General features: G+C 35.6%; 23 protein-coding genes and 7 pseudogenes. 16 read left to right on the top strand and 14 right to left on the bottom strand.

Features of this window, described 5'->3' with window-relative positions; all coding sequences use genetic code 11:
- The first annotated feature begins 31 nt into the window (after nucleotides 1-31).
- From AYJ55_RS21530 to AYJ55_RS21500, 7 genes and pseudogenes are all read left to right on the top strand, one after another.
- The gene (locus tag AYJ55_RS21530) at nucleotides 32-397 is read left to right on the top strand and encodes an IS630 transposase-related protein (RefSeq protein WP_063657857.1); all 366 of its coding nucleotides are present in this window, start codon (nucleotides 32-34) and stop codon (nucleotides 395-397) included.
- Entirely contained in the window at nucleotides 321-854 is a 534-nt protein-coding gene (locus AYJ55_RS21525; protein ID WP_162505291.1) for an IS630 family transposase, read from the top strand. The genes AYJ55_RS21530 and AYJ55_RS21525 overlap by 77 nt, the downstream gene beginning before the upstream one ends.
- A 19-nt stretch (nucleotides 855-873) precedes the next feature.
- Nucleotides 874-1,316: pseudogene (locus AYJ55_RS21520) on the top strand (integrase core domain-containing protein); the annotation flags it as partial.
- Between the two features lie 927 nt (nucleotides 1,317-2,243).
- Entirely contained in the window at nucleotides 2,244-2,672 is a 429-nt protein-coding gene (locus AYJ55_RS21515) for a type III secretion system chaperone (RefSeq protein ID WP_187153356.1), read from the top strand.
- Nucleotides 2,669-4,438 (top strand): hypothetical protein, encoded by a 1,770-nt coding sequence (locus AYJ55_RS21510; protein ID WP_063657854.1) that lies wholly within the window; start codon nucleotides 2,669-2,671, stop codon nucleotides 4,436-4,438. Before AYJ55_RS21515 ends, AYJ55_RS21510 begins: the two co-directional genes overlap by 4 nt.
- Nucleotides 4,439-4,962: 524 nt before the next feature.
- On the top strand, nucleotides 4,963-5,328 hold the full coding sequence (locus AYJ55_RS21505) for an IS630 transposase-related protein (protein WP_063654078.1): 366 nt from the start codon (nucleotides 4,963-4,965) through the stop codon (nucleotides 5,326-5,328).
- On the top strand, nucleotides 5,294-5,785 hold the full coding sequence (locus AYJ55_RS21500; RefSeq protein ID WP_162505806.1) for an IS630 family transposase: 492 nt from the start codon (nucleotides 5,294-5,296) through the stop codon (nucleotides 5,783-5,785). The genes AYJ55_RS21505 and AYJ55_RS21500 overlap by 35 nt, the downstream gene beginning before the upstream one ends.
- A 73-nt stretch (nucleotides 5,786-5,858) precedes the next feature.
- Here the strand turns inward: AYJ55_RS21500 and AYJ55_RS21495 are convergent, their stop codons facing one another.
- Both AYJ55_RS21495 and AYJ55_RS36460 read right to left on the bottom strand, forming a co-directional pair.
- Nucleotides 5,859-6,266, bottom strand: a complete 408-nt coding sequence (locus AYJ55_RS21495) for a transposase (RefSeq protein ID WP_245677516.1) — start codon at nucleotides 6,264-6,266, stop codon at nucleotides 5,859-5,861.
- Nucleotides 6,267-6,275: 9 nt separating this feature from the next.
- Nucleotides 6,276-6,440 (bottom strand): annotated as a pseudogene (locus AYJ55_RS36460) (transposase zinc-binding domain-containing protein); the annotation flags it as partial.
- 604 nt (nucleotides 6,441-7,044) lie between these two features.
- On the opposite strand from AYJ55_RS36460, the pseudogene AYJ55_RS27260 reads away from it, so the two are divergent.
- The 3 genes and pseudogenes from AYJ55_RS27260 to AYJ55_RS21485 all read left to right on the top strand — a co-directional run.
- Nucleotides 7,045-7,140 (top strand): annotated as a pseudogene (locus AYJ55_RS27260) (ATP-binding protein); the annotation flags it as partial.
- A gap of 182 nt (nucleotides 7,141-7,322) precedes the next feature.
- Entirely contained in the window at nucleotides 7,323-8,993 is a 1,671-nt protein-coding gene (locus AYJ55_RS21490; protein WP_187153355.1) for a type III secretion system effector inositol phosphate phosphatase, read from the top strand.
- 7 nt (nucleotides 8,994-9,000) lie between these two features.
- Nucleotides 9,001-9,411, top strand: coding sequence for a type III secretion system chaperone family protein (locus tag AYJ55_RS21485; RefSeq protein WP_063657850.1), 411 nt, complete (start codon nucleotides 9,001-9,003; stop codon nucleotides 9,409-9,411).
- A 215-nt stretch (nucleotides 9,412-9,626) separates the two neighbouring features.
- Here AYJ55_RS21485 and AYJ55_RS21480 read toward each other — a convergent pair whose 3' ends face one another.
- The 3 genes from AYJ55_RS21480 to AYJ55_RS21475 all read right to left on the bottom strand — a co-directional run bounded on the left by AYJ55_RS21480 (nucleotide 9,627) and on the right by AYJ55_RS21475 (nucleotide 10,367).
- Nucleotides 9,627-9,851 carry a hypothetical protein gene (locus tag AYJ55_RS21480; protein ID WP_063657846.1) on the bottom strand — a complete coding sequence of 75 codons (225 nt, stop codon included), beginning with the start codon at nucleotides 9,849-9,851 and terminating at the stop codon, nucleotides 9,627-9,629.
- 6 nt (nucleotides 9,852-9,857) lie between these two features.
- Nucleotides 9,858-9,950, bottom strand: a complete 93-nt coding sequence (locus AYJ55_RS27255) for a transposase (RefSeq protein ID WP_187153354.1) — start codon at nucleotides 9,948-9,950, stop codon at nucleotides 9,858-9,860.
- Nucleotides 9,951-10,046: 96 nt separating this feature from the next.
- Nucleotides 10,047-10,367, bottom strand: coding sequence for a transposase (locus tag AYJ55_RS21475; protein ID WP_063657841.1), 321 nt, complete (start codon nucleotides 10,365-10,367; stop codon nucleotides 10,047-10,049).
- 37 nt (nucleotides 10,368-10,404) lie between these two features.
- On the opposite strand from AYJ55_RS21475, the gene AYJ55_RS21470 reads away from it, so the two are divergent.
- The 4 genes from AYJ55_RS21470 (at nucleotide 10,405) to AYJ55_RS27250 (ending at nucleotide 11,813) form a co-directional block, all read left to right on the top strand.
- The gene (locus AYJ55_RS21470; RefSeq protein ID WP_063653415.1) at nucleotides 10,405-10,770 is read left to right on the top strand and encodes an IS630 transposase-related protein; all 366 of its coding nucleotides are present in this window, start codon (nucleotides 10,405-10,407) and stop codon (nucleotides 10,768-10,770) included.
- Nucleotides 10,694-11,227 (top strand): IS630 family transposase, encoded by a 534-nt coding sequence (locus AYJ55_RS21465; RefSeq protein ID WP_162505291.1) that lies wholly within the window; start codon nucleotides 10,694-10,696, stop codon nucleotides 11,225-11,227. Before AYJ55_RS21470 ends, AYJ55_RS21465 begins: the two co-directional genes overlap by 77 nt.
- Before the next feature lie 52 nt (nucleotides 11,228-11,279).
- Complete coding sequence (locus tag AYJ55_RS21460; RefSeq protein ID WP_063657846.1) at nucleotides 11,280-11,504, top strand: hypothetical protein; 225 nt, start codon at nucleotides 11,280-11,282, stop codon at nucleotides 11,502-11,504.
- A 186-nt stretch (nucleotides 11,505-11,690) separates the two neighbouring features.
- On the top strand, nucleotides 11,691-11,813 hold the full coding sequence (locus AYJ55_RS27250) for a helix-turn-helix domain-containing protein (protein ID WP_162505811.1): 123 nt from the start codon (nucleotides 11,691-11,693) through the stop codon (nucleotides 11,811-11,813).
- On the opposite strand, the gene AYJ55_RS21455 is transcribed toward AYJ55_RS27250, so the two are convergent.
- The 7 genes and pseudogenes from AYJ55_RS21455 to AYJ55_RS21425 form a co-directional block, all read right to left on the bottom strand.
- A complete protein-coding gene (locus AYJ55_RS21455; RefSeq protein WP_063657845.1) occupies nucleotides 11,810-12,091 on the bottom strand; it encodes a HigA family addiction module antitoxin in 282 nt (93 codons plus the stop codon). The genes AYJ55_RS27250 and AYJ55_RS21455 overlap by 4 nt on opposite strands.
- 7 nt (nucleotides 12,092-12,098) lie before the next feature.
- Complete coding sequence (locus AYJ55_RS21450) at nucleotides 12,099-12,380, bottom strand: type II toxin-antitoxin system RelE/ParE family toxin (protein WP_063657843.1); 282 nt, start codon at nucleotides 12,378-12,380, stop codon at nucleotides 12,099-12,101.
- Nucleotides 12,381-12,907: 527 nt separating this feature from the next.
- Nucleotides 12,908-13,216 carry a transposase gene (locus tag AYJ55_RS32260; protein WP_063653413.1) on the bottom strand — a complete coding sequence of 103 codons (309 nt, stop codon included), beginning with the start codon at nucleotides 13,214-13,216 and terminating at the stop codon, nucleotides 12,908-12,910.
- Between the two features lie 28 nt (nucleotides 13,217-13,244).
- Complete coding sequence (locus tag AYJ55_RS32255; protein WP_063657839.1) at nucleotides 13,245-13,730, bottom strand: IS630 transposase-related protein; 486 nt, start codon at nucleotides 13,728-13,730, stop codon at nucleotides 13,245-13,247.
- A 119-nt stretch (nucleotides 13,731-13,849) separates the two neighbouring features.
- Nucleotides 13,850-14,143 (bottom strand): annotated as a pseudogene (locus AYJ55_RS21435) (IS91 family transposase); the annotation flags it as partial.
- A gap of 333 nt (nucleotides 14,144-14,476) precedes the next feature.
- The gene (locus AYJ55_RS21430) at nucleotides 14,477-15,259 is read right to left on the bottom strand and encodes an ABC transporter ATP-binding protein (RefSeq protein ID WP_063657836.1); all 783 of its coding nucleotides are present in this window, start codon (nucleotides 15,257-15,259) and stop codon (nucleotides 14,477-14,479) included.
- Between the two features lie 31 nt (nucleotides 15,260-15,290).
- Nucleotides 15,291-16,970, bottom strand: a complete 1,680-nt coding sequence (locus AYJ55_RS21425) for an ABC transporter permease (protein ID WP_245677515.1) — start codon at nucleotides 16,968-16,970, stop codon at nucleotides 15,291-15,293.
- Between the two features lie 1,303 nt (nucleotides 16,971-18,273).
- On the opposite strand from AYJ55_RS21425, the pseudogene AYJ55_RS21420 reads away from it, so the two are divergent.
- Nucleotides 18,274-18,624: pseudogene (locus AYJ55_RS21420) on the top strand (helix-turn-helix domain-containing protein); the annotation flags it as partial.
- A 187-nt stretch (nucleotides 18,625-18,811) separates the two neighbouring features.
- On the opposite strand, the pseudogene AYJ55_RS29985 reads toward AYJ55_RS21420, so the two are convergent.
- Both AYJ55_RS29985 and AYJ55_RS31210 read right to left on the bottom strand, forming a co-directional pair.
- Nucleotides 18,812-19,990 (bottom strand): annotated as a pseudogene (locus tag AYJ55_RS29985) (IS91 family transposase).
- A 349-nt stretch (nucleotides 19,991-20,339) separates the two neighbouring features.
- Complete coding sequence (locus AYJ55_RS31210) at nucleotides 20,340-20,480, bottom strand: hypothetical protein (RefSeq protein ID WP_187153353.1); 141 nt, start codon at nucleotides 20,478-20,480, stop codon at nucleotides 20,340-20,342.
- A gap of 559 nt (nucleotides 20,481-21,039) precedes the next feature.
- On the opposite strand from AYJ55_RS31210, the pseudogene AYJ55_RS29980 reads away from it, so the two are divergent.
- Nucleotides 21,040-21,502 (top strand): annotated as a pseudogene (locus AYJ55_RS29980) (transposase); the annotation flags it as partial.
- Nucleotides 21,503-22,052 lie beyond the last annotated feature (550 nt).

The following is a 22,052-nucleotide window of genomic DNA, read 5'->3' as shown; positions in this document are numbered from 1 at the left end:
AGGCGACTTAATTTTGATTACAAGGTGTGTTATGAGTTATACAATTGATTTTCGACGTAAAGTAATATCTGTAAGGAAAGCCGAAGGTTTAACAATTCGAGAAACTGCGAAACAATTCCGTATTGGAAAAGCGTCTTCAGTACGTTGGCTTAAACGACCAGAGCCAAAAAATTCAACGCCACGTAAGAGGAAGCTCGATAAAAATGCTTTAGCAAAAGATGTGGAACAGTATCCAGATGCTTACCAAAAGAAACGGGCAGAGCGATTCGGTGTTTGTAAAAAGACTATTTGGCAATCCCTTAAAAAGCTGGGATTAACCTATAAAAAAAACTCTATTCCATCCAAAAACCAACGAAAGCGACAGGCTGGCACATCAGCAAAAAAGACAACAGTATGAAAAAAAAGATAAATCTGTTGTTTTTATTGATGAAAGTGGTTTTTCACATGACACTCCACGAACTCACGGCTATTCCCCAAAAGGTCACCGTTGTTTTGGCCTGAAAAACTGGGGTGCTAAGGGAAGAACAAATGTTATTGGCGCTTTATTGGGAACAACCCTTTTTGCTATCGGATTATTTGATTGCAATATTAATCGTGATGTTTTTTATGTTTGGATCACAAAAATATTGCTCCCAGAACTTCCTGAAAATTCTGTTATTTTTATGGACAACGCTAGCTTTCACAAAGGTAAGAATATTGAACAGGCAATTATAAACGCAGGACACCAGATAGAATATTTGCCTGTGTATTCACCAGATTTAAATCCTATAGAACATAAATGGTCTCAAGCTAAACGTAAAAAGATGGAAACAGGATGCACTATCGATGACCTGTTTTTAATACATATGCTGTAATCAAAATTAAGTCGCCTAGCTATACACAACAAAAAGCGCGATAACGGCGGCAGATTTATTAAATGACAAGGTTCTCCCTTTTTATTCCCAGCATGGGTTACCGGTGTTACGTATACTGACGGACAGAGGCAGTGAGTATTGTGGTAAAGTTGAACATCACGATTATCAACTTTATCTCGCTATCAATGATATCGATCATACAAAAACCAAAGTTCGTTCACCTCAAACTAATGGGATTTGTGAACGCTTTCATAAAACTGTATTACAAGAGTTCTATCAGGTGGCTTTTCGTAAAAAATCTATAGGGCTTTAGATGAATTACAAGCTGATTTAGATAAATGGTTAGCGGAATATAATAACCAACGCACTCATCAAGGAAAAATGTGTTGCGGTCGAACGCCTATGGCAACTTTACGCGATGGAAAACAATTTTGGAGAGAGAAAGATTTAAATCAAATTTAACCTGACAGGTACTGTATAAATAACCGGCAACTGTCAGATTAAGTCTGAGCTACCAAACAATGACAAGTCGCCGCCATAGGCGACCATCTTGAAAATTGATTAATAATTAATCGTTTTTTAACCATCTATTCCGTTCCTTATCTCAACCTTCAACATAATTTTGGCAAAATTTAGAAGAAAATAAAAAGGATTTCATTATGGTGCAGGTTAATGAGTAACCATTTCGGATATTAATTTCTTATACATGAACTTTGATACTTCTTTTTTGGAGATTGCGAAACTCGTGTATAAGAAATAATTTATATCTTTTTGTATTTTTGTTAATTTTTAATTAAGAAAAGATGAGTCAATTGTTTTTTATTACATAAGTAAAATAATACAGTTTAGATCTTTTTTTACCTATTTTTTTATCTTTTTTTAAAAAAATATATAAAAAATAATTTTTAATAAAAATAATTTAATAATGTATTTTTATATAAAATACCTGTATTTTCATGTTTATTATTTTAAAAAAGTGTTTCTGTTTTTTATAACGTTAAAAATTAATAAAACAGTCATAATAATTAATTTTATTATAAATATGCTTATTTAATGAAGTAAATTTATTGTTAATAGTTTATATAAAAAATAAAAACTTTTTAGAAATTATATATAATAAATTTTAAATATTTATTAAATTATTATAACTACGTTTATTTTTATAGTAATCAACATGGGTTTGTTGAATAATAGTGAATCATGCTGTATTACTATTTCATATTTAGTAGAAAATGCTTGTCGCCTCGGGTGCGCCGTTTTCTCATGAGATCTAAATTATTTTTTACTTTGCAGTGATCAGTCGTCTCACACTGGATTGGTAGCATAAAATCTATTTATTCAACAAAGCCGGTAGGTAATACTATGAATTTTTCTGAATTTCTTAAATTAATGAATGCTGATACCCATATAAATATTAGTTCAGCAATCCAAAATGGTGGTTGTACCATACGTTTCGATGATAGTATCGATATTAATTTAGAATATCATAATAATCATGTCTACCTTTTTTCAACGGTAATGCAAATTATGAAACCTCTTTCAGATAATTTTTTTGCTTCTATATTACAGATACATTTATTTGGCATAGCAACAAACCGCTGTTGGTTTGGATATGATGCAGGTGGCCAGCGTGTGATTTTATTTTGTTTAATAGATCTCAGCGTGCTATCAGCAGAATCGGCTTTGATGCACGTTGAGACACTAATAGAACAAACAGAGTACTGGCAGGAAAATTTACCAAAAATAAGCCAGATTACTCAAGAGCCTTCAAAGGAAGATATAATAAATAAACGTTTTAAAAATAATTTAATTATATGAACAAAATTTTAATTACTAGACTCTCCGCTAGTCTTTTAGTATATAGAATACTTAATAAGAGTAGTAAAATTAATGGGGTAGTTAAACGTATCACTGGGGGGGGAATTACCCGCAATAATCTGGCTAAACGCATTATTTCTGATTCTGTATCAATCTGTCAGCAATATGGTATCAATACCAAATTTTTCGGGAACCGCAGCGCAGAGATAATTAATCAGAGCAGGTCCGTTCTTTTTAGTAATACACAAGAACAAGTTAATAACGGTTTGACTTCCCTGGTTAATCTCCTTCTAAATTCTAGAGGCCCTAATACTGAAGGATGTATAAATAATGTAGCCATGGGAATAACAAAAATGTTAGGTCCCAACTTGAAAGATCATGCTCTTGAGCGTGTTTTGGTAGCTTTGACAAAATATGAAAATGGTGAAAATGTTCTAAAATTAGCTTTGGATAATGGTTTTTCTGGTATTTTCGGAGGGAAAATAATTTCCTCTACGCTTATGTCAGCGCTAAAACGGGCCATATTGAATCGCCCTGAATACCGCGATACCAACATTTTGCATAGTGGGGCTGCATGGAAATTATATGAGTTTTTAGAGAGCGATCCTAGCAAGCTGCCGCCAAAGCCAATATTGAATGAAACTATCAGTACTATCAGTAATGTAACATCGGTTATTTCTAATCTTGATAGTATTTATGATTATCTGCAATTACCTTACAGAGAACAAAAACTTTCATCAGTCTTTAATAATGAATGTTGGCCTATGAATTTAGAGATAAAGGAAGATATCTCACACAAGCATTTTGCTAAAATTATTATGATGGCTTATGCCAGCAATCAAGGGTGTGTTGTGGATAAAAACATTGACGCATTGCCTTCCGGAATACGTCAAATCTTGCAAGAAGAAAAAAAATCTATCAGAGATTTTTTGTCGAGGGTTACTGGATCAGAAATAAAAGTGGCGCAAAATTGGCATGGCGATATCGAATCGATTTCAATCGAGAAATCTATTTTTTATAATTCTTTTAGCCAATTACAGATGTTTATCGATAATGAGTTTTTGATTCAGGATCACAACCATGAGGAAGTTGCTCATCTGTTTACTGACGGAGAATTTATCAAGTCACCTACTGCTGGAATTAATCTTAGAATAAATAATAATCACCTGAGCTATGTCAGGTGGATTACCGACATGGGAAATCAGTTTGTTGCTCAGGCTCAAAATAGCTGGAGTGGTCAAACAGACCAAATAAAGTTAAAGAAACTACAGTTGGAAAAATTATCCTATATGGTGGATAATAACCCAAATAACCTACTGATATTAAGCAAATATTTAATCTCTGAAAAAATGAATAAGAGCTTCGAAAAACTGCTATTCAATCAATTTACCCACCAAAAACCAGATCTTATTTGTGTAGAAAATATTTGGATGAAAGTGGGAAAGCCGGAAGTTAGTTTCGAGGTAAGTAGACAACAAGGTATTGATGTTGATATATTTTTAAGATGGCCAATAGAGAAATTTGGTCCTTCTATCGGTGAGTTATCTCCACCTAATATTCAACTGCAACAAAATCATATATCACATAAGATTAACGTTAATATATTGTTTAATGAAGATGGATTGGAAAAACAAAAAATTAAAATTTTAAATACTGAAATTAAATTACAGGATAGAATGATGTTCCCTGAGATAGTAAGTGATACAGAAATCCCGACTGAACGGTTTTTGAATCTAAATATTTTAAAAAAATTATGTATGATGTGAATTAATTGAGACTAAATGGTTCTGTCGCATAAAAAATGTCTGTTTGATAAAATGAATATTTGAATATCGTTTTCAGATATGAGTTGTTTCCATGTGTATTGTTAAAAAATACCTTTAAACGTCTCCACTATCCCGTTGATGTCATTTTAGTTTGTTTAATGTATAAGAGATTAATACCCGAAATGGTTACTCATTAACCTGCACCATAATGAAATCCTTTTTATTTTCTTCTAAATTTTGCCAAAATTATGTTGAAGGTTGAGATAAGGAACGGAATAGATGGTTAAAAAACAATTAATTATTAATCAATTTTGAACAAAAGGATAGATCTACCCTATCGTGAGTTTTTATCGCCACCGCAAACAAGCCAGATCATGGTGACGTGCCATAAGTTCTTTACGATTCAATCCAAAATTCATTCCTGCGAAAAGTAATTTTTTCCCACATAAGAGACAAGCAAGTGGATCGACTTTAAAGACGTGTTGATATAGCTAGGAGACTTAATTTTGATTACAAGGTGTGTTATGAGTTATACAATTGATTTTCGACGTAAAGTAATATCTGTAAGGAAAGCCGAAGGTTTAACAATTCGAGAAACTGCGAAACAATTCCGTATTGGAAAAGCGTCTTTAGTACGTTGGCTTAAACGACCAGAGCCAAAAAATTCAACGCCACGTAAGAGGAAGCTCGATAAAAATGCTTTAGCAAAAGATGTGGAACAGTATCCAGATGCTTACCAAAAGGAACGGGCAGAGCGATTCGGTGTTTGTAAAAAGACTATTTGGCAATCCCTTAAAAAGCTGGGATTAACCTATAAAAAAAACTCTATTCCATCCAAAAACCAACGAAAGCGACATGCTGGCACATCAGCAAAAAAGACAACAGTATGAAAAAAAAGATAAATCTGTTGTTTTTATTGATGAAAGTGGTTTTTCACATGACACTCCACGAACTCACGGCTATTCCCCAAAAGGTCACCGTTGTTTTGGCCTGAAAAACTGGGGTGCTAAGGGAAGAACAAATGTTATTGGCGCTTTATTGGGAACAACCCTTTTTGCTATCGGATTATTTGATTGCAATATTAACCGTGATGTTTTTTATGTTTGGATCACAAAAATATTGCTCCCAGAACTTCCTGAAAATTCTGTTATTTTTATGGACAACGCTAGCTTTCACAAAGGTAAGAATATTGAACAGGCAATTATAAACGCAGGACACCAGATAGAATATTTGCCTGTGTATTCACCAGATTTAAATCCTATAGAACATAAATGGTCTCAAGCTAAACGTAAAAAGATGGAAACAGGATGCACTATCGATGACCTGTTTTTAATACATATGCTGTAATCAAAATTAAGTCGCCTAGCTATATCTTCGCCGGAATAATGTTTTAAGCGACTGAGCGAAACAGGGGGTTTCTTTAGATAAAATCAGAGATAAAGGGTGACATGGGTAATATTAGAAAGAATATCAGAAAGATTAATATTCCACCCGCGCTTGTAGTTAGTGTTAAGTAATTGATTCCATGATGCTTTACTTCTTCCTTCAGCTTTAAGCTCATCGGGAATGGTGAGCGTGTAATAATGTTTTCGCGATAAAAGCTGATATCCCGCCAGGTATTCTTTTTAGTCACCCCGCCGGCTGTGGCTGAAAAATGAATATGCGGATGCCATTTTTGGTCTCGTCCCCAGGTATGGATGGCAGTGAAAACGCCCGGGGTGATATTGAGGTCACGGCAGATGGTTAATATCACATCAGCGGCTAATCGATTCATTTCACCGAGAAGCCAACGGTTGGCGCGAATAATAGGCCAATATTCACAAGGCATGGTAGAAATGATGTGCTGCCAAGGAGCTTCGGGTAACCAAGCTAGCGTATTGTTAATCCATTGTAGGCAAGCTTTGACGCCACAATGTGGGCAGCTTCGACTTTTGCAGGTAAATTTAACCCGTTTCTCAGAATTACATTGAGGGTCAGGACAGCGCCAAATTGACCACCCCATAAGCGAAGTGCCGCTTTACCATGGTTTCCATCACAACAGTGCGGACCCTATCAGGGGGTTGGCGATTAAGCCAATTGAGCCAGCGTTGACCAAATTGAAAAACATGACTAAAACGCGGTGACATAAAAGGGACCAAAAAATTGAGACAATAGGTATCGGGTTATACCAGTACTAACAAGCAATGACAAGTCGTCGCCATAGGCGACCATCTTGATCTACTCTATTTTTACGTTAGGTACCCGTCGATTTTGATTAATTAAGGCATCGATCCCACCATCGTTAAGAACAAGCACGCTCCGCGTGAGCGGCGCAGCTACGTTCACTTAGGTTACTTATACTACGTAGTACTGATATATTTAAACAATTCGTCACCAAAATTAATTTTTTTATTTACCAATGATTCTGCATAGCTATTATAAGGTAATATTCTGTTCAAAATAGAGTTATGTGTCGGATAGGTATCCTACTATTAAACGGAAAGGTTAGTTAGTGCAAAATTCCTGTTGCTGCTTGCTAGCATCCGTATGTGTAGCAATCGCAAGATAATTTGATTATGACTCATAATATTTGTTGAGGTATTGTTATGTTTTATCGTACAGATTACCTTGATCGTTTACTTCATCATTCGTATGTACTGCAATTGAGCGGTGAAAGCTATCGACTGAAATATAAGCGTTGCTCAGGAGTAATAATCGAGTAAAACAGTGGAGCGCACTTTTCGGTGATCGTTGACAATAATAAATATATTACATTTATAAACAAATTAATAAACTTTCATTGGGTTATAATAAAGTGCAATAAAGCAATAATAAGTTATTGAACACTGAATTTGTTCATATATCTTTTTATTTTATCTAAAACCAGGTTAATAAATTGTTTGAAATGAATATGAAAATAATAAATGATAGTTTGAATGTTAATCTTTATCATTCAAATAAAGAAAAAACAAATAGTGTAGAATTTAATAAAGTTAGATTAACTGTAAATCATGGTAAACCACCAAAAAAATCTTATCAAGCTTATGAAAAAATCATTTCTCTGAACAAATTAATAAAAAATAAATTTAAAACAAACCGTTCAATTCATGATATCTACGACTATCAGCGTAATTTAATAGATGCCGCTATCCTAGCTTTGAATAAGATGGGCGAAGATAGCTCTATACTAATTTCGCTATCCAATCAATTGGATGCTTCAAAATTTAAGGAAAATAGAGCCGCAACAGATAAAGAAATAGAAATTGCTAAACAATTACGTAATAATCTTGTTAACTTAATATCTAAGAGTTTTTTACGAAATAAACATTCTTCTTTTGAAGCTAAAAAATTAGCCAATATCACTTTTAAAGAAGCATTAATTGACCACCTAAATAACAAAAACTGGCGTACCATAAAAAATAATATTATTTATGCTGGAAAAATTTACTTAAGTAAACAGCAACCAGCAAGTAAAATGAAATTAGGAAAAGACGATATTTTCCCGATATCTTATTCTGATAAAGGTATTTGCTCTTCTTCAACAAAAGAAACTTATCATGCAACTAATTTATGGAAATCATCAATCAGTATAAAAGAGAATGGTATTAATAAAACGCTTTTTGAAGGTATACGTCACGGTGTTTTGTCACCTTATGAATTGCCGGAAAATTCGTATGAAAGAACCCTTGGAGCTAGAAATCGAGGCAGAGAAGTAGTTACAGCAGCGCTTTTTTCTCAGCCACATATCCTTGATAAAGCCTTAAAAGGCGAGCCAGTTAAATTGCGGTTAGTATCTACTTCTTTATTAACCAATAGTAAGATAGGTAATGAAAAAAAAATGCTACGTGATCAGATTAAAGTATGGGAGGCGCTTAGTAATCAGCAAATAATGACTTTAAAAATTAGAGACAAGCAAGGTCAAATACAAAATGTGAAGGTTAATTTAGAGGTATCTGCTTTTAATTTTGGAGTAAACGAATTAGCACTAAAATTTGGCTTGGGTAATTCAGCCTCTGATTTTTATAACTCTATTGCAATGCAAAAATTATTAGGTGATGATTTGGAACCAAATTCAACTCCTGGAGGTTGGGTTGGTGAATATTTAAAAGGAAACCCAGACAATGTAGATAAAGTCCTGGAGTTAAGCAAACAAATAAAGACTATATGGAAAAATAAATGGCATCATGTTGATGAAGGTGAACCTTATAAAGCATCAAAACGCATTGCTATGCTTGCATATGAAATTAAAGCGGTTCCATGTTGGAATTGTAAAAGTGGAAAAGATAGGACTGGAATGCTAGATTCAGAGATAAAACAAGAGGTTATTTCCTATAATCAGAGAATAAAACTTAGTAAACCAGGATCACCTTATGGTGGAATAAATAATGAATTAATGAAAGAGGTTTTCACCAAAAGTGGTAACCAAGAAATACAGTATTGTAATACTGGAGCAAAAGGTAATAAAGTCATCAAAAATATACCATTAAGTTTTTTAAACCTTTCATATGAAAAACGTATTGATGATAAAAATGTATTAAATAGCTTAAAAGGTCTTTCTAGTTTATTTAAAGGTTGATGAAATTATGCAAAATTTACTATCATTTTTGTATGATTACTTTGGTCTAGAATTAGATAATGAAGGGCCTGTATTATCTATAAATAATGATCTATCTATTTACTTTGATATATCAAACGGAGTAATAGAGATAATCTGCCCTTTAATGAGGGTAACTAATGACCCAGAATTATTAATCCAAATTTTAAAAATAAACTATTATTCTAATGTGATATTATCTACGGATTTAGATGCTTCAGTGATATTAGCAATTTACCGTATACCAGAAGAAAGTTCAGAATCAGATATGTTGTCAGCTTTGGAATTGATAATTAATTTTGCTATAAAATTTCAACAAGACTTTTTCTACGATAAAAAAACAATTTTTAAAAATGAAATAAGTGATAGAAAATATTTATTTCATCCTAAAAATATATAGTTTTTATTTAAATTTTCCCTTTGATGTATAAGAAATTAATACCCGAAATGGTTACTCATTAACCTGCGCCATGATGAAATCCTTTTTATTTTCTTCTAAATTTTGCCAAAATTATGTTGAAGGTTGAGATAAGGAACGGAATAATAGATGGTTAAAAAACGATTAATTATTAATCAATTTTAAACAAAAGGATAGATCTACCCTGTCGTGAGTTTTTATCGCCACCGCAAACAAGCCAGATCATGGTGACGTGCCATAAGTTCTTTACGATTCAATCCAAAATTCATTCCTGCGAAAAGTAATTTTTTCCCACATAAGAGACAAGCAAGTGGATCGACTTTAAAGACGTGTTGATACATGTTTCGCCAGGTGACTTTTTTAGCGGGTTTTTTATCTTGCTGGGCTAAAGGATAAACAACCTCCGTTAACACTTTTCGCATCCGTGCTCATGGACTTAAAAAGCCGTAATAGCGGATCATGTGAAACCATTTTTCTGGCACATGAGACGCAAACCGGGTAATAAATTCATCGGATTTCATGACCAATCTTTGTAGTGGCATACTAAATTTGGCCACCTAAGTTGAGGTGATATGCTTACCTCATAATTTTTATATAGCTAGGCGACTTAATTTTGATTACAGCATATGTATTAAAAACAGGTCATCGATAGTGCATCCTGTTTCCATCTTTTTACGTTTAGCTTGAGACCATTTATGTTCTATAGGATTTAAATCCGGTGAATACACAGGCAAATATTCTATCTGGTGTCCTGCGTTTATAATTGCCTGTTCAATATTCTTACCTTTGTGAAAGCTAGCGTTGTCCATAAAAATAACAGAATTTTCAGGAAGTTCTGGGAGCAATATTTTTGTGATCCAAACATAAAAAACATCACGATTAATATTGCAATCAAATAATCCGATAGCAAAAAGGGTTGTTCCCAATAAAGCGCCAATATAGCTAGGCGACTTAATTTTGATTACAAGGTGTGTTATGAGTTATACAATTGATTTTCGACGTAAAGTAATATCTGTAAGGAAAGCCGAAGGTTTAACAATTCGAGAAACTGCGAAACAATTCCGTATTGGAAAAGCGTCTTTAGTACGTTGGCTTAAACGACCAGAGCCAAAAAATTCAACGCCACGTAAGAGGAAGCTCGATAAAAATGCTTTAGCAAAAGATGTGGAACAGTATCCAGATGCTTACCAAAAGGAACGGGCAGAGCGATTCGGTGTTTGTAAAAAGACTATTTGGCAATCCCTTAAAAAGCTGGGATTAACCTATAAAAAAAACTCTATTCCATCCAAAAACCAACGAAAGCGACAGGCTGGCACATCAGCAAAAAAGACAACAGTATGAAAAAAAAGATAAATCTGTTGTTTTTATTGATGAAAGTGGTTTTTCACATGACACTCCACGAACTCACGGCTATTCCCCAAAAGGTCACCGTTGTTTTGGCCTGAAAAACTGGGGTGCTAAGGGAAGAACAAATGTTATTGGCGCTTTATTGGGAACAACCCTTTTTGCTATCGGATTATTTGATTGCAATATTAATCGTGATGTTTTTTATGTTTGGATCACAAAAATATTGCTCCCAGAACTTCCTGAAAATTCTGTTATTTTTATGGACAACGCTAGCTTTCACAAAGGTAAGAATATTGAACAGGCAATTATAAACGCAGGACACCAGATAGAATATTTGCCTGTGTATTCACCAGATTTAAATCCTATAGAACATAAATGGTCTCAAGCTAAACGTAAAAAGATGGAAACAGGATGCACTATCGATGACCTGTTTTTAATACATATGCTGTAATCAAAATTAAGTCGCCTAGCTATATTACGGCTTTTTAAGTCCATCAGCACGGATGCGAAAAGTGTTAACGGAGGTTGTTTATCCTTTAGCCCAGCAAGATAAAAAACCCGCTAAAAAAGTCACCTGGCGAAACATGTATCAACACGTCTTTAAAGTCGATCCACTTGCTTGTCTCTTATGTGGGAAAAAATTACTTTTCGCAGGAATGAATTTTGGATTGAATCGTAAAGAACTTATGGCACGTCACCATGATCTGGCTTGTTTGCGGTGGCGATAAAAACTCACGACAGGGTAGATCTATCCTTTTGTTTAAAATTGATTAATAATTAATCGTTTTTTAACCATCTATTATTCCGTTCCTTATCTCAACCTTCAACATAATTTTGGCAAAATTTAGAAGAAAATAAAAAGGATTTCATCATGGCGCAGGTTAATGAGTAACCATTTCGGGTATTAATTTCTTATATATCAAGAACAAATTCAATCGTTACAATCAAGAGCAAATTATGGCGAAAAGAAAGCTAAATTAGCAAAAGAATTTGGCGTATCACGCGAGACTATTTATCGTTATTTACGGATGGGTTAGACCTGTGGTAGCAGTCTATGAACATCAGGTCGTGGTTTTTGAGATGCTTGCCAAAGTTCATATTGAGCTTGCATTTCGATCCACATTTCAGCACTTGTACCAATTGAGCTTTCTAGTCTTAAAGCCATATCAGCAGAAATGCCTGAATTGCCATTTAAGATGCGAGAAAGAGCAACTCTAGTAACACCTAATGCTTTTGCTGCCTCAGTAATTGAAACGTGGCTTAAATATTCACGTAAAACGATTCCTGGATGAGAAGGGTTATACATTCTAGTCATAATTACCTCAATGATAGTCTTGATAATCGACAAGGATCACGTCTTCGTCTTCAAATTTAAAAGTTAATCTCCAGTTTCCATTAACAGATATTGCCCAGCGACCTTTTAACGTCTCTCCTTTTAGTGGGTGCAACTTCCAACTTGGTGCTGACATATCCGAAGGTTTTTTTGCAACGTTTAAGGCGGTTAATTGAACACGTAATTTTACAGCGTGTTTAGCTTGAATCCCTGAAGTTACTCCTGTTTTAAAGAAACGCTCTAGCCCTTTGTGACGAAAGTTTTTTATCATAAACTTACCTTGCGTACTGTATATATATACTATACAAAAAGATGATATAAAAATCAATATAACTACCCTAAGTTAACTTGAGTTCGAGATAAGCGATAGTTGCGAGAAAATAAAAATAGCCGATTTATGAAAAATATTTTAAAATCAATAAGATAAAAAAGCAGGAAAATTCTTAGTGATAGCAGGTTAAAAAAGAAGCTATTTTTCTACTAAAATCATGAAAAAAACCAAAATTAATACTGTTTTATGTAATAATTTTAAGTTAACTATTTGAATATACGATAAAAAATTAGGATCCTTATCCCGAACTCAGGTTAAGTTAAATAGAGGCGATTTTTCGCAAGTTCTCCTATGCCATTACCATTCCCTTTTGATTTCAAAAATCCTGATTATGTTCATGTATAAAAAATTAATACCCGAAATGGTTACTCATTAACCTGCGCCAGGATGAAATCCTTTTTATTTTCTTCTAAATTTTGCCAAAATTATGTTGAAGGTTGAGATATAGCTAGGCGACTTAATTTTGATTACAGCATATGTATTAAAAACAGGTCATCGATAGTGCATCCTGTTTCCATCTTTTTACGTTTAGCTTGAGACCATTTATGTTCTATAGGATTTAAATCTGGTGAATACACAGGCAAATATTCTATCTGGTGTCCTGCGTTTATAATTGCCTGTTCAATATTCTTACCTTTGTGAAAGCTAGCGTTGTCCATAAAAATAACAGAATTTTCAGGAAGTTCTGGGAGCAATATTTTTGTGATCCAAACATAAAAAACATCACGATTAATATTGCAATCAAATAATCCGATAGCAAAAAGGGTTGTTCCCAATAAAGCGCCAATAACATTTGTTCTTCCCTTAGCACCCCCAGTTTTTCAGGCCAAAACAACGGTGACCTTTTGGGGAATAGCAGTGAGTTCGTGGAGTGTCATGTGAAAAACCACTTTCATCAATAAAAACAACAGATTTATCTTTTTTTTCATACTGTTGTCTTTTTTGCTGATGTGCCAGCCTGTCGCTTTCGTTGGTTTTTGGATGGAATAGAGTTTTTTTATAGGTTAATCCCAGCTTTTTAAGGGATTGCCAAATAGTCTTTTTACAAACACCGAATCGCTCTGCCCGTTCCTTTTGGTAAGCATCTGGATACTGTTCCACATCTTTTGCTAAAGCATTTTTATCGAGCTTCCTCTTACGTGGCGTTGAATTTTTTGGCTCTGGTCGTTTAAGCCAACGTACTAAAGACGCTTTTCCAATACGGAATTGTTTCGCAGTTTCTCGAATTGTTAAACCTTCGGCTTTCCTTACAGATATTACTTTACGTCGAAAATCAATTGTATAACTCATAACACACCTTGTAATCAAAATTAAGTCGCCTAGCTATAAGGAACGGAATAGATGGTTAAAAAACGATTAATTATTAATCAATTTTGAACAAAAGGATAGATCTACCCTGTCGTGAGTTTTTATCGCCACCGCAAACAAGCCAGATCATGGTGACGCGCCATAAGTTCTTTACGATTCAATCCAAAATTCATTCCTGCGAAAAGTAATTTTTTCCCACATAAGAGACAAGCAAGTGGATCGACTTTAAAGACGTGTTGATACATGTTTCGCCAGGTGACTTTTTTAGCGGGTTTTTTATCTTGCTGGGCTAAAGGATAAACAACCTCCGTTAACATTTTTCGCATCTGTGCTGATGGACTTAAAAAGCCGTAATAGCGGATCATGTGAAACCATTTTTCTGGCACATGAGACGCAAATTGTAGTGGTCAACTAAAATTGGCCACTACATAGCCTTGTATTTTCCCGTAATAGTTGCGTGATTTCCAGTGTTTTTGCTGCTATCATTTTATGGTTTTTGTTCACATATACCGCTGGAGTTTCACTAAATTAGACAGCAACGGCGGCGCAGTTTCTTTATTTTCTACCGCACGCAGCAGCTACCACATTAACCATCTAACTACCAACAAATTAACCTTTTTACATTAATGTGACAGACCTCCTTTTTGCACTGGTAGCAAAACCAGCGGTAGGCAAGTCATGTTCAGGTAATTGGCTCGAAATGGAGCCAATTACCTTAGAAATTAATTTTACACGTAAGCCGCGATCCGATCGTTTAATGCGTCGCTGATTTTGTTCACGATAGGGATTATGCTTTCCTTGTTCCTCATGTTGCGTTCAATATTAATGTTGAAAATATCCGTGATCGTACTGATTTTTCCTCCGAGCAAGCAGACTCGGTCTGAAAGCATAACCGCTTCCTCAACGCTATGTGTCACCAGAAGCATAGAACGCGTCTTAATGACGCGATTTTCCCAAAGCTCAATAAGGTCTTGGCGAAGTTTATTACCGGTAAAAATATCCAACGCTGAGAACGGTTCATCCATAAGTAAAAGTTCCGGTTCTACTGCTAAAGCGCGTGCAAACCCTACTCGCTGGCGCATTCCACCTGAAAGCTCGCGTGGGTGCTCTTTTTCGTAACCAGAAAGTCCTATCAGATCAATCATATCCATTGTTTTCTTACCCACCTCATCCATCGAGAGTCCTTGTGTCTGAAGTCCAAAGGCCACGTTATCAAACACGTTTAACCAAGGGAAAAGTGCAAAGTACTGAAAGACCATGCTGGTGTTTTTACAGGGGCCATTAATCGGGAGATCACAGCAGACAATCGAGCCAAAATCGGGTTCGATAAGCCCTGCAATCATTCTTAAAAGCGTTGATTTGCCGGAACCGGAACGTCCGAGCAGTGCAACGATTTCATTCTCTTTTATCTCAAGGTTAATATTGTCCAGCACAATCACTTTTTGTTTACGGTTCTTATTAAACGATTTTGAGACGTTCTTAACTTCTAAAACCACTTTTGAATGTTTCATAATGGGTCCTGAAATCTTTTTTTATCAATAACTAATCAAACTTAAAACGGTTCTCTGCAAAGAGGTAAAGGGGTCGCCATACAAAAATAATGCAGAGCAGAACCATGAAGCTCATAGCTAGACATCCCAGCGCTTCTTGCGGATTTTGGCCAGCATCACTGGCAATAGAAATAAAGGCACCAAGTCCATGTGTTTGTAACGTGATTTTTCCCCAACTAAGCACCTCTGCGGCAATAGCGGTATTCCATGCTCCTCCTGCTGCAGAAATTATCCCAGTGACAATATAAGGAAAGATGGCTGGAAGCGTGAATTTCGTCCACCACAAACCTCCCCTAAGATGAAATATCTTACTTACTTCCACCATCTGACTTGGGATCATTGACGTTCCGGCAATCACGTTAAATAGCACGTACCATTGCGTCCCTAACATAATCATCGGAATTGTCCAACTTCCCAAATCCTGGTGCCACGTCACAATAATAAAGGCGATCAAAGGATAAAAGACGTTTGCGGGCACTGCGGCTAGGACCTGAATAATCGGCTGGAAAAAGCGAACAAGTTTAGGCTGCAAGCCAATCCATACGCCCAAGGGTGTAAATATTACGACGCTTAGCACCATGGCGGCAATAACTCGTACGGCGGTTAAACTCATCCAGCCCGGAAGTGAGGCAAAATATTCCTTGGGAATAAAAAGCCACAGCTGATGTCCGTAATAAATACAGCCGACGACAATAGCCAAATACCACAGGCTGGACCACAGCCAGTTCATTTGGCTAAAAAAGCCAAAGAAGCGATGTAATTTTAATCCATACCATGGTTTGGGGAGAACAAATAACCAGAATATAGATAACCATTTACAAGCGCGTCTTAAGTTCTGTCCGATCAGTGACTGATTCAAGCAATGATAGAACCATGAGCTGGGCACCATTTTGTTACTAACATCCTCATATTTAAACTGATGGGCATAGCGTACCAGCGGGCGGAACAGAAGCTGATCGAAGATAACAATAGTGGTGATAAGAGCTAATATTCCCTGAACGACCCCTGATAGGTTACTGTCCTGTAGCGCAATACCAATATAAGAGCCGACCCCAGGTAAATTTGCATTACCATCCCCTACTGTCAGCATCTCTGAAGCAATCAACGCAAACCAAGCCGCTGACTGCGAAACCATTGTATTCCACAACAATCCAGAGAACGAATAGATGAACCCAAGGCGCCAGAATTTTTGCCACGGATTATAGTGGAATGCTTTAGTGGCTTCTACAAGTTCACTAGGAACAACTCTGAGCGTCTGATATAGTGTCAGCATCATATTCCAAGCTTGGGCTGTAAAAATTGCAAAAATAGCTAGCCCTTCAAGTCCCATAACGCTGTGCGGATAGAGCCCGATAAAAAAAGCTGTCGTGAAGGTTAGGAATCCGACTAAAGGTATAGACTCCATAAAATTCACGAAGGGTAAAATGACTCTTCTCATGGGAGCGTATTTTGCGGCCAGCACAGCAAATATGATCGAAAACAGCATTGAGAAAAAAAGCCCAATAATCAATCGCATTGTTGTGCGTAATGCATAGTAAGGCAGTAAATAATAGTCCACACTAAGTTCTGGTAAATCATGTCCGTTAAATGGACCATGCATTTCCTGCCAGCCATAGACAAATAAGACAATAATTGCCACAAGAATAACGCCGACAACTATATCGTTAAGCACAGAATTTTTTTTGTATTTATGTTTTATCAAAGTATGCATAATAAGATTCTCAGCTCATTAACAAACCTTCAAAAGGTGAAATTTATCGAAAGCAATAAATATGCAAAATTAGATTTATAAATTCTAAAATAGCCATATAAGCAAATCATTAGTCAGCAGGAATAACCTGTTTATTATGATTCATTGCTAATCAAGGCATTAGTGTGCTGATATAATCTTCAACGACACGGTGTCTTTTTTGTGTCAATTTTTGCATGAACCTTCTGGTGAAAACTCTCCACTCAGTTGGCTTTGAATTAAATAAGATTTGAGATGGACGTCTTGCTGGCTGGTTCGAATCATTCAACATTGAAAAATTGATAGTGTTGTTTGAATCATTAGAAAACATGTAGTGGTTTGTTATGAGTAGCATATTAGACCTTACCTATGTGCATAAAATGAAAAGTCAATAAACGATAGTTTTATCGCAACTGCCTCGACTACCTCCATTGAATACACCTAGATTCAATGCAGATAGTCAGCCTGTTATTGTTACTCTCGATGGAGGTTCATCAGAAATTTTATGAATCATAAATATTCTCCTATTCACTGTTATTTAGCGATTGCTAAAATGATCTTTGGAAGCGACAAAAAATCCCTATATAAATATCATGAAGATTTAAATTTACTTACTATATGCAGTATAAATATGCAAAAAAGTATGGTTTAGAAAATTCCTTGTCTTAATTCAAGGTAATCTGTACGATAGAACATAACAATACCTCAACAAATATTATGAGCATAATCAAATTATCTTGCGATTGCTACACACACGGATGCTAGCAAGCAGCAACAGGAATTTTGTACTAACTAACCTTTCTGTTTAATATAGGATACCTATCCGACACATAACTCTATTTTGAACAGAATATTGCCTTATAATAGCTATGCGGAATCATTGGTAAATAAAAAAATTAATTTTGGTGACGAATTGTTTAAATATATCAGTACTACGTAGTGTAAGTAACCTAAGTTCAAGATAAACCTTATTTAATTAGGCCTGATGGATGTGTTTCTGCCACAGGTAACTGTAGTTTAGATGCTATCAAGCAATATGCAACTAGTCCAGCTAATAAATTCACTACGAAGTTAATAGGAGAACAATGACGCGAGATGGCTTTGTCGAAACAACTATGTTCGACAGGCTTTATTTTCTTCTTAATATTCATTATATATATTAGTCTTAACTTAATCTGACGATTCTGATTTAAAAAAGAGAGTTACCGGTTTTAATTAACATCATTAGATAATAAAAGGTAATTCTATGTATCAAACAAATCATCCTATCATCAAACATAAAGTCGGGTTACTTAATCTTGCTGAAGAGCTTCATAACGTATCAAAAGCCTGTAAGATTATAGGGGTATCTCGAGATACTTTCTATCGCTATCAAGAGCTTGTTAACGATGGTGGGATCGATGCCTTAATTAATCAAAATCGACGGGTACCTAACGTAAAAAATAGAGCAGATGAACAGATTGAAAGCGCTGTAGTTGAGTATGCGATTGAATACCCTGCATACGAACAACACCGCAGTAGTAATGAACTAAGAAAAAAAGGAATTTTTGTTTCGGGAAGTGGTGTTCGTTCTATTTGGCTACATCATCATCTTGATGTATAAGAAATTAATACCCGAAATGGTTACTCATTAACCTGCGCCATGATGAAATCCTTTTTATTTTCTTCTAAATTTTGCCAAAATTATGTTGAAGGTTGAGATAAGGAACGGAATAGATGGTTAAAAAACGATTAATTGTTAATCAATTTTGAACAAAAGGATAGATCTACCCTGTCGTGAGTTTTTATCGCCACCGCAAACAAGCCAGATCATGGTGACGTGCCATAAGTTCTTTACGATTCAATCCAAAATTCATTCCTGCGAAAAGTAATTTTTCCCACATAAGAGACAAGCAAGTGGATCGACTTTAAAGACGTGTTGATACATGTTTCGCCAGGTGATTTTTTTAGCGGGTTTTTTATCTTGCTGGGCTAAAGGATAAACAACCTCCGTTAACATTTTTCGCATCCGTGCTGATGGACTTAAAAAGCCGTAATAGCGGATCATGTGAAACCATTTTTCTGGCACATGAGACGCAAACAGGGTAATAAATTCATCGGATTTCATGACCAGGTCTTCCTGTTTTTTCGTGCGGTGGCTCTTATAGCGTAACGTGATGTTATCTTAGCCGGAATAATGTTTTAAGCGACTGAGCGAGACAGGGGGTTTCTTTAGATAAAATCAGAGATAAAGGGTGACATGGGTAATATTGGAAAGAATATCAGAAAGATTAATATTCCACCCGCGCTTGTAGTGAGTGTTAAGTAATTGATTCCATGATGCTTTACTTCTTACTTCAGCTTTAAGCTCATCGGGAATGGTGAGCGTGTAATAATGTTTTCTCAATAATGCCGTTATCGCCACATTGTCATAATGTTTTCGCGATAAAAGCTGATATCCCGCCAGGTATTCTTTTTAGTCACGCCGGCTGTGGTTGAAAAATGAATATGCGGATGCCATTTTTGGTCTCGTCCCCAGGTATGGATGGCAGTGAAAACGCCCGGGTGATATTGAGGTCACGGCAGATGGTTAATATCACATCAGCGGCTAATCGATTCATTTCACCGAGAAGCCAACGGTTGGCACGAATAATAGGCCAATATTCACAAGGCATGGTAAAAGTGATGTGCTGTCAAGGAGCTTCGGGTAACCAAGCTAGCGTATTGTTAATCCATTGTAGGCAAGCTTTGACGCCACAATGTGGGCAGCTTTGACTTTTGCAGGTAAATTTAACCCGTTTCTCAGAATTACATTGAGGGTCAGGACAGCGCCAAATTGACCACCCCATAAGCGAAGTGCCGCAAGCCATAATCTTTACCATGGTTTCCATCACAACAGTTCGGACACTATCAGGGGGTTGGCGATTAAGCCAATTGAGCCAGCGTTGACCAAATTTAAAAACATGACTAAAACGCGGTGACATAAAAGGGACCAAAAGATTGAGACAATAGGTATCGGGTTATACCAGTACTAACAAGCAATGAAAAGTCGTCGCCATAGACAACCATCTTGCTTGTCTCTTATGTGGGAAAAAATTATTTTTCGCAGGAATGAATTTTGGATTGAATCGTAAAGAACTTATGGCACGTCACCATGATCTGGCTTGTTTGCGGTGGCGATAAAAACTCACGACAGGGTAGATCTATCCTTTTGTTCAAAATTGATTAATAATTAATCGTTTTTTAACCATCTATTCCGTTCCTTATCTCAACCTTCAACATAATTTTGGCAAAATTTAGAAGAAAATAAAAAGGATTTCATCATGGCGCAGGTTAATGAGTAACCATTTCGGGTATTAATTTCTTATACATGAACAATTTTGAATCTTTTTTATTATGAATATTGTTATTTTCATTCTGCTCAACTAAAGATTGTATTCCTGCCATTGTTTCAACCATTTTGTCATTTTCCATCGCCTTTACTGCAGGAGATAGAGAAAAGAAAATAATGGAATATAAATGAAAAAATAAGAGAAAATAGGTAGTAATCTTATTACGATTTGTTTTTTTGTTAACATAACAAATTCCATGAAAGATTTAAAATATTCATCAAAAATAGATTCTCTATACCCTAACAAAATTAATTACAAACAATTTGAAATTTAATTATTCTTATTTTTAACAATGTAATACATATTTTAATAAAATTAATTATGTTGAATATAAAAATTTTACTTAAATAAGTCTCTAGCTTTAGATAATTTTAGTAATCTTAGATAAAACCCCACATTAAAAACAAATAACATTTTGTTATTTTATGTAAAAGTAAAATAAAATATTAAAATAATTCATATTTTAATGAATTGTTAAATGCAAAAATTTAAATATTTCTAATTTAAAAAATTACTTATTATTAACCTGAGTTCGGGATAAGAAATAAAGTGAAAGTCTTGATATTCAAATAGTTGAATGCGCATATTTCGTTAAAATACTCTAACAATCTGGTTAAAGAGTAGAGCATTGTTAAACAATCATGGAAAATCTTACCGAACTTTATTGCCTGATGGATGATTTTTGTAAAGACTTCGAGCCCAAAATGCATGAAATTTTGCTGAATAACGGCAGTAAGCGTCGTAGACGGTCTATTCAACTTTCATTGGCTGAAATGATGACACCGGTTGTTTTGTTTCATCAACTCCGATTCAGCCAATTCAAGGTATTTTACCTCTATCATGTCCGTTTATATCCCAGGAAGGAATTTCCTAACTTGCCATCATATTCACGCTGCGTAGGGTTACTTCCGCGCAGTGCCTTAGCTTTCAACGGCACTGTTTGAGTCAATTAAGGGAAAGTGCACGGGTCTGTCGGTTGCCGATTCTACTCCGATAGCTGTGTGTGATAACTTACGGATTCGCCGGCATAAAGTCTTCGATGGGATAGCTGAACGAGGAAAAACCTCAACAGGTTGGTTCTTTGGTTTCAAACTTCATGTAATCACGACACGAGTTTCGCACAGGCATATAAAATTCCAGAAATGGCTTAAAAGCAATGGTTAATTTGCAAGTTACTAAAACGTATAAATTTGTTTAAATTACAATAAGTTGATTTTAATTTATAAGATTTTGTCTATTTATATATTATGCTGAATTAAACTTAAAAATAGAGCGTTTTTTATTGGTGCGAAACTCGTGACTGGAACGACTGGAAGCAGAAGGTAACGACAGGGCATTGAGGCTCTGGCCCTGATATCACCTGTGGCCTGGCAGCATATTTTGCTGAACGGGCATTACACCTTCCAGAGCAACAATGATATTATTGACCTGGATGTGCTGGTTTCCGGACTAAAGCTGAAGTAACGTAAATTGCAGTGGTTGCTGCGTAGAATACATGAGAGGGCAATCAATTCTCGATGGTGCTGCGCCCGTTTGAAAAGATAGCGTTCTGGTGATGCCGGGAGACAGTTTGTCAGCCCGGCCAACAATAACCCGAAATGTCACTCTGCTGCATTCATAGCGTTAACGAAGCAACGTGTGATTTGCTGTGGAC

This window comes from Candidatus Arsenophonus triatominarum, from assembly GCF_001640365.1.
Classification (GTDB): domain Bacteria; phylum Pseudomonadota; class Gammaproteobacteria; order Enterobacterales; family Enterobacteriaceae; genus Arsenophonus; species Arsenophonus triatominarum.
This window is presented reverse-complemented; position numbering and strand designations above follow the sequence as displayed.

Bases quoted from the DNA above. Each gene is read 5' to 3' on its own strand.
- AYJ55_RS21530 (WP_063657857.1), top strand. From the start codon at position 32: ATGAGTTATACAATTGATTTTCGACGTAAAGTAATATCTGTAAGGAAA.
- AYJ55_RS21515 (WP_187153356.1), top strand. From the start codon at position 2,244: ATGAATGCTGATACCCATATAAATATTAGTTCAGCAATCCAAAATGGT.
- AYJ55_RS21510 (WP_063657854.1), top strand. From the start codon at position 2,669: ATGAACAAAATTTTAATTACTAGACTCTCCGCTAGTCTTTTAGTATAT.
- AYJ55_RS21505 (WP_063654078.1), top strand. From the start codon at position 4,963: ATGAGTTATACAATTGATTTTCGACGTAAAGTAATATCTGTAAGGAAA.
- AYJ55_RS21500 (WP_162505806.1), top strand. From the start codon at position 5,294: ATGCTGGCACATCAGCAAAAAAGACAACAGTATGAAAAAAAAGATAAA.
- AYJ55_RS21495 (WP_245677516.1), bottom strand. From the start codon at position 6,266: ATGCCTTGTGAATATTGGCCTATTATTCGCGCCAACCGTTGGCTTCTC.
- AYJ55_RS21490 (WP_187153355.1), top strand. From the start codon at position 7,323: ATGAATATGAAAATAATAAATGATAGTTTGAATGTTAATCTTTATCAT.
- AYJ55_RS21485 (WP_063657850.1), top strand. From the start codon at position 9,001: ATGCAAAATTTACTATCATTTTTGTATGATTACTTTGGTCTAGAATTA.
- AYJ55_RS21480 (WP_063657846.1), bottom strand. From the start codon at position 9,851: ATGCGAAAAGTGTTAACGGAGGTTGTTTATCCTTTAGCCCAGCAAGAT.
- AYJ55_RS27255 (WP_187153354.1), bottom strand. From the start codon at position 9,950: ATGAAATCCGATGAATTTATTACCCGGTTTGCGTCTCATGTGCCAGAA.
- AYJ55_RS21470 (WP_063653415.1), top strand. From the start codon at position 10,405: ATGAGTTATACAATTGATTTTCGACGTAAAGTAATATCTGTAAGGAAA.
- AYJ55_RS21460 (WP_063657846.1), top strand. From the start codon at position 11,280: ATGCGAAAAGTGTTAACGGAGGTTGTTTATCCTTTAGCCCAGCAAGAT.
- AYJ55_RS21455 (WP_063657845.1), bottom strand. From the start codon at position 12,091: ATGACTAGAATGTATAACCCTTCTCATCCAGGAATCGTTTTACGTGAA.
- AYJ55_RS21450 (WP_063657843.1), bottom strand. From the start codon at position 12,380: ATGATAAAAAACTTTCGTCACAAAGGGCTAGAGCGTTTCTTTAAAACA.
- AYJ55_RS32255 (WP_063657839.1), bottom strand. From the start codon at position 13,730: ATGAGTTATACAATTGATTTTCGACGTAAAGTAATATCTGTAAGGAAA.
- AYJ55_RS21430 (WP_063657836.1), bottom strand. From the start codon at position 15,259: ATGAAACATTCAAAAGTGGTTTTAGAAGTTAAGAACGTCTCAAAATCG.
- AYJ55_RS31210 (WP_187153353.1), bottom strand. From the start codon at position 20,480: ATGGAAAATGACAAAATGGTTGAAACAATGGCAGGAATACAATCTTTA.